Below are 13,557 nucleotides of genomic sequence, written 5' to 3' on the forward strand. Positions count from 1 at the left end.
GTACAAAAATTTTGTCATGTACACATATTGCGAGTAGCGTAGGGCTATTGCATTACCCAGAGGCTGAGGTGGCCATCAGGCTGGATGGAGCAGTCCGAATGGGTGATGGCCTGATGACTCTTTTCATTACGCAGGTACTTCCATGTTCAATCGGCAACTCAAAGCCGCGCTCGTCGAGCGCGATGCTGAAATACTGAGCCTTCGCCTGCGTCTGGCCCAGATCGAACAGGGACCTTTCATGAGGCTGGATACCCAGGGCCGCGTGGTGGAACTCAACCCGGCGTGCGCTGCTGCATTGGGCGCAGAGCCCGGCAGTGCGGTTGGCCAGCCGCTGGCGCAGTGGCTGCCGACCCCGGCCCAGCAGGGCCAGGCACTGCTTGACGCGTTGCTGCGTTCGACGGCGGTGATCCAGTTCGGGCTCGATGGCACTGTGCTCGATGCAAACCCGATGTTCCTCGACGCCATGGGGTATCGGCTGGAGCAGGTGGTGGGCAGGCATCACCAGATGTTCTGCAGCGCCACGCAGGTCAGCAACCCCGACTACGCCGTGTTCTGGCAGACGCTCAATGCCGGCCGTTATGTGGCTGGTCGCTTCTGCCGCCTGGACCGGCAAGGCCGTGAAGTCTGGCTGGAAGCCAGTTACAACCCGGTCACCGACGCCCGGGGGCGCCTGGTGAAAGTGGTCAAGTTCGCCTCGGTGGTGACTGACCAGGTGCGGCGGGAGGAGGAGGTCAAGCGTGCCGCGCAGGTGGCGCTGGAGGTTTCCCGCAGCACCGACGCCGGCGCCAGCGAAGGCGTGGCCGTGATGCACGCCATGGAGCAGAGCATGCAGGACGTGGCTCGCCAGATGCAGGCCGCAGGTGTCACCATCAGTGCGCTGGGCGAGCAATCGACCAGCATCAGCGCCATCGTGCAGACCATTGGCGGGATCGCCGCGCAGACCAACCTGCTGGCGCTCAACGCAGCCATCGAGGCGGCACGTGCCGGCGAGCAGGGCCGAGGCTTTGCAGTGGTGGCCGATGAGGTACGCAAGCTGGCGGCGCGTACCAGCACGGCCACCGCCGAGATCGATGCCGTGGTCGCACGCAACCAGTTGCTGGCCAGCCAGGCGGTCAGCGAGGTCGAACGTAGCCGGATGGAGGCTGCCAGCGCATTGCAGTTGGCGGTTCAGGCCGGTACTGCCATCAGCGCCATCCAGGCCGGGGCGCGCAAGGCGGTGGACGCGGTGGAGCGGGTGAGCGAAGACCTCGGCTAGACATGGCGGCGAGGCGGTCAGATTTGCCATGTGCGTTTGCGATACCCAGGACCTCAGCGCCGATGGCCGCATTGGCGAACACCTGGATATTGGCCAGCGCGCGGCGAACGGGACCTGCTGGCTAGGACGCCTCCACCTCCAGAAACGCCGCCTCCAGCAACTGCCGGGTATACGGATGCTGCGGCGCGTGGAAGATCGCCTGCGCGTCCCCTTGCTCCACCACCTGGCCATGCTTGATCACCATCAACTGGTGGCTCAGCGCCTTGACCACCGCCAGGTCATGGCTGATGAACAGGTAGGTCAGGTTGTACTTCTGCTGCAGATTGCGCAGCAGTTCCACCACCTGCCGCTGCACGGTACGGTCCAGCGCCGAGGTTGGCTCGTCCAGCAGGATCAGCGCCGGCTTCAAGACCAGGGCCCGGGCAATGGCAATGCGCTGGCGCTGCCCACCGGAAAACTCATGCGGGTAGCGATGCCGGGTGCGCGGGTCCAGCCCGACTTCCTCCAGCGCCGCGATGATCGCCGCTTCCTGCTCCTGCGCTGTGCCGATCTTGTGGATGCGCAGCCCTTCACCAACGATATCCTCCACGCACATGCGCGGGCTCAGGCTGCCGAACGGGTCCTGGAACACCACCTGCATTTCCCGGCGCAATGGCCGTACCGCTTTCTGGTTCAGGCATTCGAGCTGTTGCCCGTGGAAGCGAATCCCGCCCTGGCTGGCAATCAGCCGCAGGATCGCCAGGCCCAGCGTCGACTTGCCCGACCCGGATTCGCCGACAATCCCCAGCGTCTGCCCCTGCGGCAGGCTGAAGTTGACGCCGTCCACTGCCTTCACATGGTCGACCGTGCGCCGCAGCAAGCCCTTCTTGATCGGGAACCACACCTTCAGGTCATTCACCTCCAGTAATGGCGCGCCCACCGGGTTGTGCGCTGGCAGCCCGCTGGGCTCGGCATTGATCAGCATTTGCGTGTAGTGGTGCTGCGGGGCGCTGAACAACCTGGTGCATTCAGCCTGCTCGACGATCTGCCCGCGTTGCATCACGCACACCCGATGGGCGATGCGCCGCACCAGGTTGAGGTCGTGGCTGATCAGCAGCAGGGCCATGCCCAGGCGCGCCTGGAGCTCCTTGAGCAGGTCGAGGATCTTCAACTGCACGGTCACATCCAGCGCCGTGGTCGGTTCGTCGGCAATCAGCAGGTCGGGTTCGTTGGCCAGCGCCATGGCGATCATCACCCGCTGGCGCTGCCCGCCCGACAGTTCATGCGGCAGGGCTTTCAAGCGCTTGCGCGGCTCGGGGATGCCGACCATTTCCAGCAGCTCCAGCGTACGTGCAGTCGCTTCCTTGCCGGTCAGGCCCTTGTGCAGCAGGAGAATCTCGTTGATCTGCTTCTCGATGCAATGCAACGGGTTCAGCGAGGTCATCGGCTCCTGGAAGATCATCGCAATGCGGTTGCCGCGGATGCGTTGCAGGCTCTTCTCGTTCTGCTGCAGGAGGTCCTTGCCCTCGAAGCGGATGCTGCCGCTGGGGTGCCGGGCGAGGGGGTAGGGCAGCAGGCGCAGGATCGAGTGCGCGGTCACCGACTTGCCCGAGCCGCTTTCGCCGACCAGGGCCAGCGTCTCGCCCTTGCGGATATCGAAGCTGATGCCATCCACCACGCGGTTGACCTGCTCCCCGGTGACGAACTCCACCGCCAGGTCGCGCACTTCGATCAGGTTCTGTTCACTCATGTCACTTCCTCGGGTCGAAGGCATCGCGGGCGGATTCGCCGATGAACACCAGCAGGCTCAGCATCAGCGCCAGCACGGCGAAGGCGCTGATGCCCAGCCATGGCGCCTGCAGGTTGGACTTGCCCTGGGCAACCAGCTCGCCCAGCGACGGCGCGCCAGGCGGCAGGCCGAAACCGAGGAAGTCCAGCGCGGTGAGGGTGCCGATGGCGCCGGTGAGGATGAACGGCATGAAGGTCATGGTCGAGATCATGGCATTGGGCAGGATGTGTCGGTACATGATCGCGCCATTGCGCATGCCCAGGGCACGGGCGGCGCGCACGTATTCCAGGTTGCGCCCGCGGAGGAATTCGGCGCGTACCACGTCCACCAGGCTCATCCATGAAAACAGCAGCATGATGCCCAGCAGCCACCAGAAATTCGGCTGCACGAAACTGGCCAGGATAATCAGCAGGTACAGCACCGGCAGGCCGGACCAGACTTCCAAAAAGCGCTGCCCGGCCAGGTCGACCCAGCCACCATAGAAGCCCTGCAGGGCCCCGGCGATCACGCCGACGATGGAACTGAGCAGGGTCAGCGTCAGGGCGAACAGCACCGAAATACGGAAGCCGTAGATGACCCGTGCCAGCACATCACGGCCCTGGTCATCGGTGCCCAGCCAGTTGTCCGCCGATGGCGGCGCCGGGGCCGGCACGCGCAGGTCGTAGTTGATGCTCTGGTAGCTGAACGGGATTGGCGCCCACAGCACGAAGCTGTCTTTCTTCGCCAGCAGGTCGCGGATGTACGGGCTCTTGTAGTTGGCCTCCAGCGGGAATTCGCCGCCGAAGGTGGTTTCCGGGTAGCGCTTGAACGCCGGGAAATACCATGCGCCGTCGTAGCGTACGGCAATCGGCTTGTCGTTGGCGATCAGCTCGGCGCCCAGGCTCAGGCCGAACAGGATCAGGAACAGCCACAGCGACCACCAGCCACGGCGGTTGGCCTTGAAGCGCTCGAAGCGCCGACGGTTGAGGGGGGACAAGGCCATGTCAGTGCTCCCGGCTGGCGAAGTCGATGCGTGGATCGACCAAGGTGTAGGTCAGGTCGCCGATCAGTTTCACCACCAGCCCCAGCAGGGTGAAGATGAACAGGGTGCCGAAGACCACCGGGTAGTCGCGGTTGATGGCCGCCTCGAAGCTCATCAGGCCCAGGCCGTCGAGGCTGAAGATCACCTCGATCAGCAACGACCCGGTGAAGAAGATGCCGATGAATGCCGAAGGGAACCCGGCGATCACCAGCAGCATGGCGTTGCGGAACACGTGGCCGTACAGCACACGCGGCCGGCTCAGGCCCTTGGCCTTGGCCGTGACCACGTACTGCTTGTTGATCTCGTCGAGGAAGCTGTTCTTGGTCAGCAAGGTCATGGTGGCGAAGTTGCCGATGACCAGTGCGGTGATCGGCAGGACCAGGTGCCAGAAGTAGTCCAGTACCTTGCCGGCGGTGCTCAGTTCGTCGAAGTTGTTCGAGGTGAGGCCACGCAGCGGGAACCAGTCGAAGTAGCTGCCGCCGGCGAACAGCACGATCAGCAGGATGGCGAACAGGAACGCCGGGATGGCATAGCCGACGATGATTGCCGAACTGGTCCACACATCGAAGTGGCTGCCGTGGCGTACTGCCTTGGCGATACCCAGCGGGATCGACACCAGATACATGATCAGCGTGCTCCACAACCCCAGCGAAATCGACACCGGCATTTTCTCGATGATCAGGTCGATGACCTTGGCATCGCGGAAGAAGCTGTCGCCGAAGTCCAGCCGGGCGTAGTTGCTGATCATGATCCACAGGCGTTCGGGCGCCGACTTGTCGAAGCCGTACATGCGCTCGATCTCGGCGATCAACGCCGGGTCCAGGCCTTGGGCACCACGGTAGTTGGAACCGGCCACCGACACTTCGGCACCGCCACCGGCAATGCGGCTGGTGGCACCTTCGAAACCTTCGAGCTTGGCGATCATCTGTTCGACCGGGCCGCCGGGGGCGGCCTGGACGATGATGAAGTTGATGATCAGGATGCCGAACAAGGTCGGGATGATCAGCAGCAGGCGGCGCAGGATATAGGCCAGCATCTCAGTTGGCCTCGTCCGCAGGGGCTTCGCTGACGGCTGGCGTCACGCCGGGCTTGATCCACCAGGTGTCGATGCCGATGTCGTACCTGGGCGATACCTTGGGGTGGCCGATGTGGTTCCAGTAGGCCACGCGCCAGGTCTTGATGTGCCAGTTGGGGATCACGTAGTAGCCCCACAGCAATACGCGATCGAGGGCGCGGCAGTGGTCGATCAGGCTCTGGCGTGAATCGGCGTTGATCAATTGTTCCACCAATTGGTCGATGGCCGGGTCGCGCAGGCCTATGAAGTTGCGGCTGCCGGGGTTGTCGGCGGCAGCGCTGGACCAGAACTCGCGCTGTTCGTTGCCCGGCGAATTGGACTGCGGGTAGCCGCCGACGATCATGTCGTAATCGCGCGAACGCAGGCGGGTGATGTACTGGGACACGTCGACCCGGCGGATGTTCAGGTCGATACCGAGGTCGGCGAGGTTACGCTTGAACGGCAACAGGATGCGCTCGAATTCGGTCTGTGCCAGCAGGAACTCGATGCTCACCGGCTTGCCCTGGGCGTCGACCATCTTGTCATCGACGATTTTCCAGCCCGCTTCCTGCAGCAGCTTGTAGGCCTGGCGCTGCTGTTCGCGGATCATCCCGCTACCGTCGCTGACCGGGTTGTGGAAGGCCTCGCTGAACACTTGCTCGGGCACTTTGCCGCGCAGCGGCTCGAGGATTTTCAGCTCGCTGGGGCTGGGCAGGCCGCGGGCAGCCATTTCCGAGTTCTCGAAGTAGCTGCCGGTCCGGGTGTAGGCGCCGTTGAACAGCTGCTTGTTGGTCCACTCGTAGTCCAGCAGCAGGCTTAGCGCCTGGCGCACGCGGATATCCTGGAACACTGGGCGGCGGATGTTGAAGATGAAGCCCTGCATGCCGGTGGGATTGCCGTTGGGCAGCTCTTCCTTGATCAGGCGGCCGTCACGTACGGCCGGTATGTCGTACGCGGTGGCCCAGTTCTTCGCGCTGACCTCCAGCGCATAGTCGAACGCCCCTGCCTTCAATGCTTCGAGGGCGACCGTGGTGTCGCGGTAGGAATCGAAGGTCATCACATCGAAGTTGTAGAAGCCGCGGTTGATCGGCAGGTCCTTGGCCCAGTAATCCTTGACTCGCTCGTAGCGCACCGAGCGCCCGGCTTTCACTTCGGCGACCTTGTACGGGCCGCTGCCCAGCGGGATTTCCAGGTTGCCGCGGTTGAATTCGCGGGTTTCGTACCAGTGCTTGGGCAGTACCGGCAGCTGGCCGAGAATAAGCGGCAGCTCGCGGTTGTTGCGGTGCTTGAAGCGGAACAGCACCTTCAGCGGGTCTTCGGCGACCACTTCGGCAACGTCGGAGTAATACTGGCGGTACAGCGGCGCACCGTCCTTGATCAGGGCGTTGAAGGTGAATACCACGTCGTCGGCGCGCATCGGGTGGCCGTCGTGGAAGCGTGCTTCGGGGCGCAGGTAGAAACGCACCCAGCTGTTGTCCGGGGCCTTCTCGATCTTGCCGGCCACCAGGCCGTATTCGGTGAACGGCTCATCCTGGCTCTGGCGCATCAGGGTGTCGTAGATGATGCTGATGTTCTCGGCCGACACGCCCTTGTTGATGAACGGGTTGAGGCTGTCGAAGCCGCCGAAGCTGGATTGGCGGAAGGTGCCGCCCTTGGGCGCGTCGGGGTTGACGTAGTCGAAGTGCTTGAAGTCGGCCGGGTATTTGGCTGGCTCGTCGTACAGGGTGAGTGCGTGTTGCGGTGCGGCCAGGGCGGGAAGGCTCAGGCAGGCAAGCAACAGGCTGCCGGCCAGCCGGCGCAGGCGGTGCGTTGGCATCATTGGGCTTTCTCCGAAGTCTTGATCCACCAGCTGTTCAGCCCGAGGGTGTAGGGCGGCGTGGTGACAAAAGCGAACCGGTTGCGGTAGGCCAGGCGATGATTATCGAGGTACCAGTTGGGGATCATGTAGTAGTGCCATGAGAGCACGCGGTCCAGGGCGCGGGCGGCAGCCACCTGGTCATCGCGGGTGCGGGCGGCGAGCAGGGTGTCGAGCAGGTGGTCGACCACCGGGTCGCGGACCCCAGCATAGTTCTTGCTGCCCTTGGTCGTGGCCTGGCTGGAGTGGAAGTACAGCCATTGTTCAAGGCCAGGGCTCAGGGTCTGGTTCAGGGTCATCAGGATCATGTCGAAATCGAACTGGTCCAGGCGCTGTTTGTACTGGGCGCGGTCGACGGTACGCAAATGTGCATCGATGCCGATGCTGGCCAGGTTTTCCACATAAGGCTGCAGGATGCGTTCAAGGTTGGGGTTAACCAACAGCAGCTCCATGCGCAGTTGCTGGCCCTTGCTGTCGACCAGGCGCTGGCCATCGAGCTTCCAGCCGGCTTCGGCGAGCAGGCCGAGGGCCTGGCGCAGGGTCTGGCGGCCGATGCCGCGGCCATCGGTCTGGCTGACCTTGTACGGTTCGCTGAACAGCCTGGCCGGCAACTGGTCGCGGAACGGTGCCAGCAGCAGCCATTCCTTGCCGGTGGGCAGGCCGCTGGCGGTGAAATCGCTGTTGGGGTAGTAACTGGTCGAGCGGCGGTAGGCGCCGCTGAACAGCGCGCGGTTGGTCCACTCGAAGTCGAGCATCAGCCCCAATGCCTGGCGCACCCGTGGGTCGCTGAAGGTCGCCCGCCGGCTGTTCATGAACAAGCCCTGGGTCTGGGTCGGGATGCGGTGCGGGATCTGCGCCTTGATCACCTCGCCACGGCGCACGGCGGGGAAGTTGTAACCGTTGGCCCAGTTCTTTGCCTGGTGCTCGATATAGATGTCGAACTCGCCGGCCTTGAACGCTTCGAAGGCCACGGTGGCATCGCGATAGAACTCATATTCGACGCGGTTGAAGTTGTACTTGCCACGGTTCACCGCCAGGTCCTTGCCCCAGTAGTTCTTCACCCGCTCGAACACCAGCCGGCGCCCGGGCTGGACCTCGGTGATGCGGTAGGGGCCGCTGCCCAGCGGCGGCTCGAAGGTAGTGGCCTTGAAGTCGCGCGTTTGCCAGTAGTGCCTGGGCAGCACCGGCATCTCGCCCAGGCGCAGGATCAGCAGGGGGTTGCCGGCGCGCTTGAACACGAAGCGGATGCGTAGCGGGCCGAGGATATCCACCCGCTGCACTTCCTGCAGGTTGGTGCGGTAGATCGGGTGGCCGTCCTGGAGCAGCGTGCGATAGGAAAAGGCCACGTCTGCAGAGGTGATCGGCTTGCCATCGTGCCAGCGGGCTTCCGGGCGCAGGTTGAACACCACCCAGCTGCGGTCCTCGCTGTACTCCACCGAACGCGCGATCAGGCCGTAGCTGGAGGTCGGCTCGTCACCGGAGGGGTCGTACTGGCCAGTGCCGACCATCAGCGGCTCGTTCAGCTCGCTGATGCCGTATTGCTGGAAGTTGGGCGTGGTAATCGGGCTCGACCCCTTGAAGGTGTAGGGGTTGAGGGTGTCGAAGGTACCAAATGCCATGGCCCGCAAGGTACCGCCCTTGGGCGCATGCGGGTTGACCCAGTCGAAATGGGTGAATGTGGCTGGGTACTTGAGCGTGCCGAACTGCGCGTATCCGTGGCTTTCGCTCACCATCGCGGCTGCGGGAAAGCTCAAGGCCAGGCTGAGTGACAGCAGGAGGGGACGTATCAAGTCGGCATCCGATCCAGAGGCGTTGGGCTTTGATCGGGGTACAGTAACAGCTTGGTGGGGTTGGAAAAAGAGAGGTTTTGAAGGTGGGGTGGGCGAGCGTGCCTGCTTCTCTCTAACGGGCATGACGCGGTAGCTGTAGGAGCGGCCTTGTGTCGCGACAGGGCCGCTCCTACAGGGATAGTGCCAACTGTAGGAGCGGATTTATCCGCGAAGCAGGCGACGCAGAGGCTGGCACCGGCTGTGCCGGTGATCGCGGCTGAAGCCGCTCCTACAAGGACTGCGTCGTTTCTATCGAGGTCAATGCGAGAGGTAGACGGTGAGGGTCTGGCCTGGCTTCAGGGCGTGACCGCTACGCGGGTTCCAGCGCTTGAGGTGCTGCATTTCGACGTTGAAGCGCTTGGCCACCAGGTACAGCGAGTCGCCCTTGCGCACCTTGTATTGCGTGGAACGCTTGCCGGATGCCGCTACCCGGTTGGCAGCCGCACTTGGTGCATTGCCCCCGCGCAGGGCCAGGACCTGGCCGGCGCGCACGCTGTTGCCAGAGAGCCGGTTCCAGCGCTTGATGTCCTTGACCGAAACGCGGTTGGCCTTGGCAATGCTGCCCAGGTTGTCGCCGCGCTTGACCCGGTAGCTGCTCGCAGCCACCGGTGCCTGGGCTTCTGCCACGGCGCGGGCGAACACGGCCTTGTTCGGCTGCAGGCTGACCAGTTGCTCGGGCTTGAGGTTGGACAGGCTGTCGCTCAGCAGTTGCGCTTTTGCGGTCGGCACCAGCAGCTGCTGCGGGCCGTCCACGGTCATGCGTTTCTTGTATGCCGGGTTGAGCTGGATCAGCTCGTCCTCGTCGATGTTGGCGAAGGCCGCCACACGCGACAGGTCGAGACGGTCGTTGATGGCCACCGCCTCGAAGTAGGGTTCGTTGGCGATCGGGTTGAGGTTCACGCCATAGGCTTCCGGCGTCAGCACCACCTGCGACAGGGCCAGCAGCTTGGGCACGTAGTCGCGGGTTTCCTGGGGCAGCGGCAGGTTCCAGTAGTCGGTCGGCAGGCCGAGCCGCTCGTTGCGTTCGATGGCGCGGCTGACCGTGCCTTCGCCGGCGTTGTAGGCAGCCAGGGCCAGCAGCCAGTCACCATTGAACATGTCGTGCAGGCGGCTGAGGTAGTCCAGCGCGGCATTGGTCGAGGCGGTCACGTCGCGACGGCCATCGTAGAAGTTGGTCTGGCGCAGGTTGAAGTGACGACCGGTGGACGGGATGAACTGCCACATGCCCGCAGCGTGCGCGCGCGAGTAGGCCATCGGGTTGTAGGCGCTTTCGATGGCTGGCAGCAGGGCCAGTTCCAGCGGCATGTCGCGCTCTTCAAGACGCTCGACAATGTAGTGCAGGTAGAGGCTGCCGCGCTCGCCGGCGGTTTCGATGAAGCTCGGGTTGCTGGCGAACCACAGGCGCTGCTGTTCGATGCGCGGGTTGACGTCGATGTTGTCCTGCAGGGCAAAACCCTGACGCATGCGTTCCCACACGTCCTGTGGCGGCTGCTCGGCCGGCTTGACCTGCAACGGTGACGGCTTGTGCTTGATCCGTGCCTGATAGTTGTGCGCGCGAACGCTATCGGATTCGTCGAGCTGACGGGTGCTCTGGCAGCCCACCAGGGTGGCGGCCAGGGCCAGCGCACTGATTTGGGCCAGGCGCGTCAGGGCGACGGAATGAGAGGTTCTGCGGCTACGTGAAGACATCGGCTGACACAGGTTTCCGGGCGAAAAATTTCGGCGATTCTAGAAACCGCTCCGGGCCGGGTCAACCGTTGAGCCTCGCTTGCGATATATCTTGGGGTTATCAGAAGGTGTCCTTCCAAGACCTCAAGGCAGCAAAAACAGCGACATGCGAGGGGTTTGAATGCCCCTTCCATTCGTCTGCTTTTTGTTTAACTAATGTTTCAGAGGTGCGCAGGAAGGGGTTGGTCAGGCGTTCCAGACCGATCGTTGATGGCAATGTGATGCGATTTTCGGCACGCAAACGGCTAACGTCCTCGAACCGCTGCTGAACGTGCGGGTTCTCGGGTTCCACCGCCTTGGCGAAACGCAGGTTGCTCAGGGTGTATTCGTGGGCGCAGTACACCTCGGTCTGCTCTGGCAGGGCTGCCAGGCGGGCGAGGGCTGGCTGCATCTGTTCGGGAGTGCCTTCGAACATGCGCCCGCAACCGGCGGCGAACAGCGTGTCGCCACTGAACAGCACCGGCGTTGCCGGCTGGTCGCTGAACAAGGCGATGTGCCCCAGGGTATGGCCGGGCACGGCCAGCACCTGGAAGGTCACGCCCAGCACGGTCACCTGGTCACCTTCGTCCAGCGCCAGGTCACGGCAGGGGATGCGCTCCTGGGCCGGGCCACAGACCCGGGCGCCGGTCAGCTGCTTGAGCCGTTCCACGCCGCCGACGTGGTCGTTGTGGTGGTGGGTGACCAGGATGTCACTCAGCACCCAGCCGGGGTTGGCCGACAGCCAGCGTTCCACTGGGCCGGCATCTCCCGGATCGACCACCGCGCAGCGGCGTTTGGCAGTATCCTGTAACAACCAGATGTAATTGTCGGAGAAAGCGGGGAGAGCATCGATCTGTATCATGGTGCGGATCCGATTCGCCTAGCGTGGCACATGAGGGCATCTTAGCCGCGATGGCGCGGTGCGAGAACCTTCGAGGGAGAGCGCAATGACCGACCAAGCCTTTGCCCAGGCCGACCCGGACTGGGTCAAGCTGATCAGCCTGGCCCGTGAGTGGTTCAATGGCCCACTCGGGCAACTGATGCTCAAGGAGGAGGAAAAACTGCTGGAAGAAGAGCTCGGGCGCTTCTTCGGCGGCTATCTCGTTCATTACGGGCCGTGCGCCGAGCCGCCACCCAGCGCCCCTCAGGTGCAGCGCAACGTGCGCCTGGGGGCGCCGCTGCCAGGGGTGGAAATCGTCTGTGAAGAACAGGCCTGGCCGCTGAGCGAGCACGCCGCCGACGTAGTGGTGCTGCAACATGGCCTGGATTTCAGCCTGTCGCCCCACGGCCTGCTGCGCGAGGCCGCCAGTGCGGTGCGCCCTGGCGGGCACTTGCTGATCGTCGGCATCAACCCGTGGAGCAGTTGGGGCGTGCGCCATCTGTTCAGCCATGGTGCCTTGCGCAAAGCCCGTTGCATCTCGCCTTCGCGGGTGGGTGACTGGCTCAACCTGCTGGGCTTCGCGCTGGAGAAACGCCGCTTCGGGTGCTATCGTCCGCCGCTTGCCTCCACGGCCTGGCAGCAGCGCCTGGCGGGCTGGGAGCGTCTGGCCGGGGGCTGGCAGGGTTCCGGTGGCGGCGTCTACCTGCTGGTGGCGCGCAAGATGGTGGTAGGCCTGCGGCCGCTACGCCCGGAGCGTCGCGAACCGATGGGCAAGCTGCTGCCGCTGCCGCTGGCCAAGGTCAACCGCACGGCGGTCAATCCGGACACTGAAAAGCACTGAACATGAGTGGTACATGAGCGAAAGCGTCGAGATGTTTACCGATGGTGCCTGCAAGGGCAACCCTGGCCCGGGCGGTTGGGGGGTGCTGATGATCTACAAGGGCGTCGAGAAGGAACTGTGGGGCGGCGAACGCGAAACCACCAACAACCGCATGGAACTGATGGCGGCGATCCAGGGGCTGATGGCGCTCAAGCGCGAATGCGAGGTGGTGCTGACCACCGACTCGCAGTACGTGATGAAGGGCATCAACGAATGGATGGTCAACTGGAAAAAGCGCGGATGGAAGACCGCGAGCAAGGAACCGGTGAAGAATGCCGACCTTTGGCAGTTGCTGGATCAGCAGGTCAACCGCCACAAGGTGACCTGGAAATGGGTGCGTGGCCATATCGGTCACCCCGGCAACGAACGCGCCGACCAGTTGGCCAACCGTGGGGTCGATGAGGTGCGCGCGCAGCGCTGAGCTGGGGTACAATCGCTGCCTTTGTGACTGATGCAAGTTGGAGCGCCCCGCGTGGAGCAGCAGCAAGATAAGCGGTTCGTCATTCTCGATACCGAAACCACGGGTATGCCGGTCAGCGAAGGCCACCGGATCATCGAGATCGGCTGTGTCGAGGTAATCGGTCGGCGCCTGACCGGGCGGCACTTCCACGTCTACCTGCAGCCGGACCGCGAGAGCGACGAGGGCGCCATCAACGTCCACGGTATCACCGATGCCTTCCTGGTCGGCAAACCACGCTTTGCCGATGTCGCCGAAGAATTCTTCGAGTTCATCCAGGGCGCCACGCTGGTCATCCACAACGCAGCGTTCGACGTTGGCTTCATCAACAACGAGTTCGCCCTGCTGGGTCAGCACGAGCGCGCGGACATTTCGCAGCACTGCACCGTCCTCGACACCCTGCTGCTGGCGCGCGCGCGCCACCCAGGGCAGCGCAACAGCCTCGATGCCTTGTGCAAACGCTACGACATCGACAACTCGGGCCGGGAACTGCACGGCGCACTGCTCGACTCGGAACTGCTGGCTGACGTCTACCTGGCAATGACCGGTGGCCAGACCAGCCTGTCGCTGGCGGGCCACGGTGCCGACGCCGAGGGTGACGGGCAGGCGGCGGGCGGCAGCGAGATCCGCCGTATCGTCGGGCGTGCATCCGGGCGGGTGATCATGGCCACTGCCGAGGAGCTGGAAGCGCATGCCGAGCGCCTGGCGGCGATTGCCAAGTCGGCCGGTGGGCCCTCGATGTGGCAGGTCTTGACCGAGACACCAGCCGGCTGACTGCTCGGCTGCGCCGGCCCTTTCGCGGGTTTACCCAGTAAAGGGCCAGTACAGACAACACAGCGCTCGGCTACCCT

The 13,557-nt window shown here is 63.8% G+C and carries 10 protein-coding genes and 2 pseudogenes; 5 read left to right on the forward strand and 7 right to left on the reverse strand.

Translation table 11 applies throughout. The features are described 5' to 3' along the window. Window positions 1-238: 238 nt before the first annotated feature. Window positions 239-718 (forward strand): annotated as a pseudogene (locus HU760_RS24680) (PAS domain-containing protein); the annotation flags it as partial. Window positions 719-820: 102 nt separating this feature from the next. Beyond that, a pseudogene (locus HU760_RS24685) lies at window positions 821-1,255 on the forward strand (methyl-accepting chemotaxis protein); the annotation flags it as partial. A 121-nt stretch (window positions 1,256-1,376) separates the two neighbouring features. Here HU760_RS24685 and HU760_RS09025 read toward each other — a convergent pair. The 7 genes from HU760_RS09025 to gloB all read right to left on the reverse strand — a co-directional run bounded on the left by HU760_RS09025 (window position 1,377) and on the right by gloB (window position 11,351). Then, window positions 1,377-2,984, reverse strand: coding sequence for an ABC transporter ATP-binding protein (locus HU760_RS09025; protein ID WP_186674765.1), 1,608 nt, complete (start codon window positions 2,982-2,984; stop codon window positions 1,377-1,379). A 1-nt stretch (window position 2,985) separates the two neighbouring features. After that, on the reverse strand, window positions 2,986-4,005 hold the full coding sequence (locus HU760_RS09030; protein WP_186674764.1) for an ABC transporter permease: 1,020 nt from the start codon (window positions 4,003-4,005) through the stop codon (window positions 2,986-2,988). A gap of 1 nt (window position 4,006) precedes the next feature. Continuing rightward, a complete protein-coding gene (locus tag HU760_RS09035; RefSeq protein WP_186674763.1) occupies window positions 4,007-5,080 on the reverse strand; it encodes a microcin C ABC transporter permease YejB in 1,074 nt (357 codons plus the stop codon). A 1-nt stretch (window position 5,081) separates the two neighbouring features. Then, a complete protein-coding gene (locus HU760_RS09040) occupies window positions 5,082-6,917 on the reverse strand; it encodes an extracellular solute-binding protein (RefSeq protein WP_186674762.1) in 1,836 nt (611 codons plus the stop codon). Further along, window positions 6,914-8,743: an extracellular solute-binding protein gene (locus HU760_RS09045; protein ID WP_202883409.1), complete on the reverse strand. Its 1,830-nt coding sequence runs from the start codon at window positions 8,741-8,743 to the stop codon at window positions 6,914-6,916. The genes HU760_RS09040 and HU760_RS09045 overlap by 4 nt, the downstream gene beginning before the upstream one ends. A gap of 297 nt (window positions 8,744-9,040) precedes the next feature. Next, complete coding sequence (locus tag HU760_RS09050; RefSeq protein ID WP_186674761.1) at window positions 9,041-10,471, reverse strand: lytic transglycosylase domain-containing protein; 1,431 nt, start codon at window positions 10,469-10,471, stop codon at window positions 9,041-9,043. Window positions 10,472-10,571: 100 nt separating this feature from the next. Then, window positions 10,572-11,351 carry a hydroxyacylglutathione hydrolase gene (gloB, locus tag HU760_RS09055; protein ID WP_186674760.1) on the reverse strand — a complete coding sequence of 260 codons (780 nt, stop codon included), beginning with the start codon at window positions 11,349-11,351 and terminating at the stop codon, window positions 10,572-10,574. 85 nt (window positions 11,352-11,436) lie between these two features. On the opposite strand from gloB, the gene HU760_RS09060 reads away from it, so the two are divergent. The 3 genes from HU760_RS09060 to dnaQ are packed head-to-tail and all read left to right on the forward strand — an operon-like array spanning window position 11,437 to window position 13,480. Further along, complete coding sequence (locus HU760_RS09060) at window positions 11,437-12,210, forward strand: class I SAM-dependent methyltransferase (RefSeq protein ID WP_186674759.1); 774 nt, start codon at window positions 11,437-11,439, stop codon at window positions 12,208-12,210. 13 nt (window positions 12,211-12,223) lie between these two features. Continuing rightward, window positions 12,224-12,670: a ribonuclease HI gene (gene rnhA, locus HU760_RS09065; protein WP_186674758.1), complete on the forward strand. Its 447-nt coding sequence runs from the start codon at window positions 12,224-12,226 to the stop codon at window positions 12,668-12,670. A 51-nt stretch (window positions 12,671-12,721) separates the two neighbouring features. Beyond that, entirely contained in the window at window positions 12,722-13,480 is a 759-nt protein-coding gene (gene dnaQ / locus HU760_RS09070; RefSeq protein ID WP_186674757.1) for a DNA polymerase III subunit epsilon, read from the forward strand. Window positions 13,481-13,557 lie beyond the last annotated feature (77 nt).

Source organism: Pseudomonas oryzicola, from assembly GCF_014269185.2.
GTDB classification, from domain to species: domain Bacteria; phylum Pseudomonadota; class Gammaproteobacteria; order Pseudomonadales; family Pseudomonadaceae; genus Aquipseudomonas; species Aquipseudomonas oryzicola.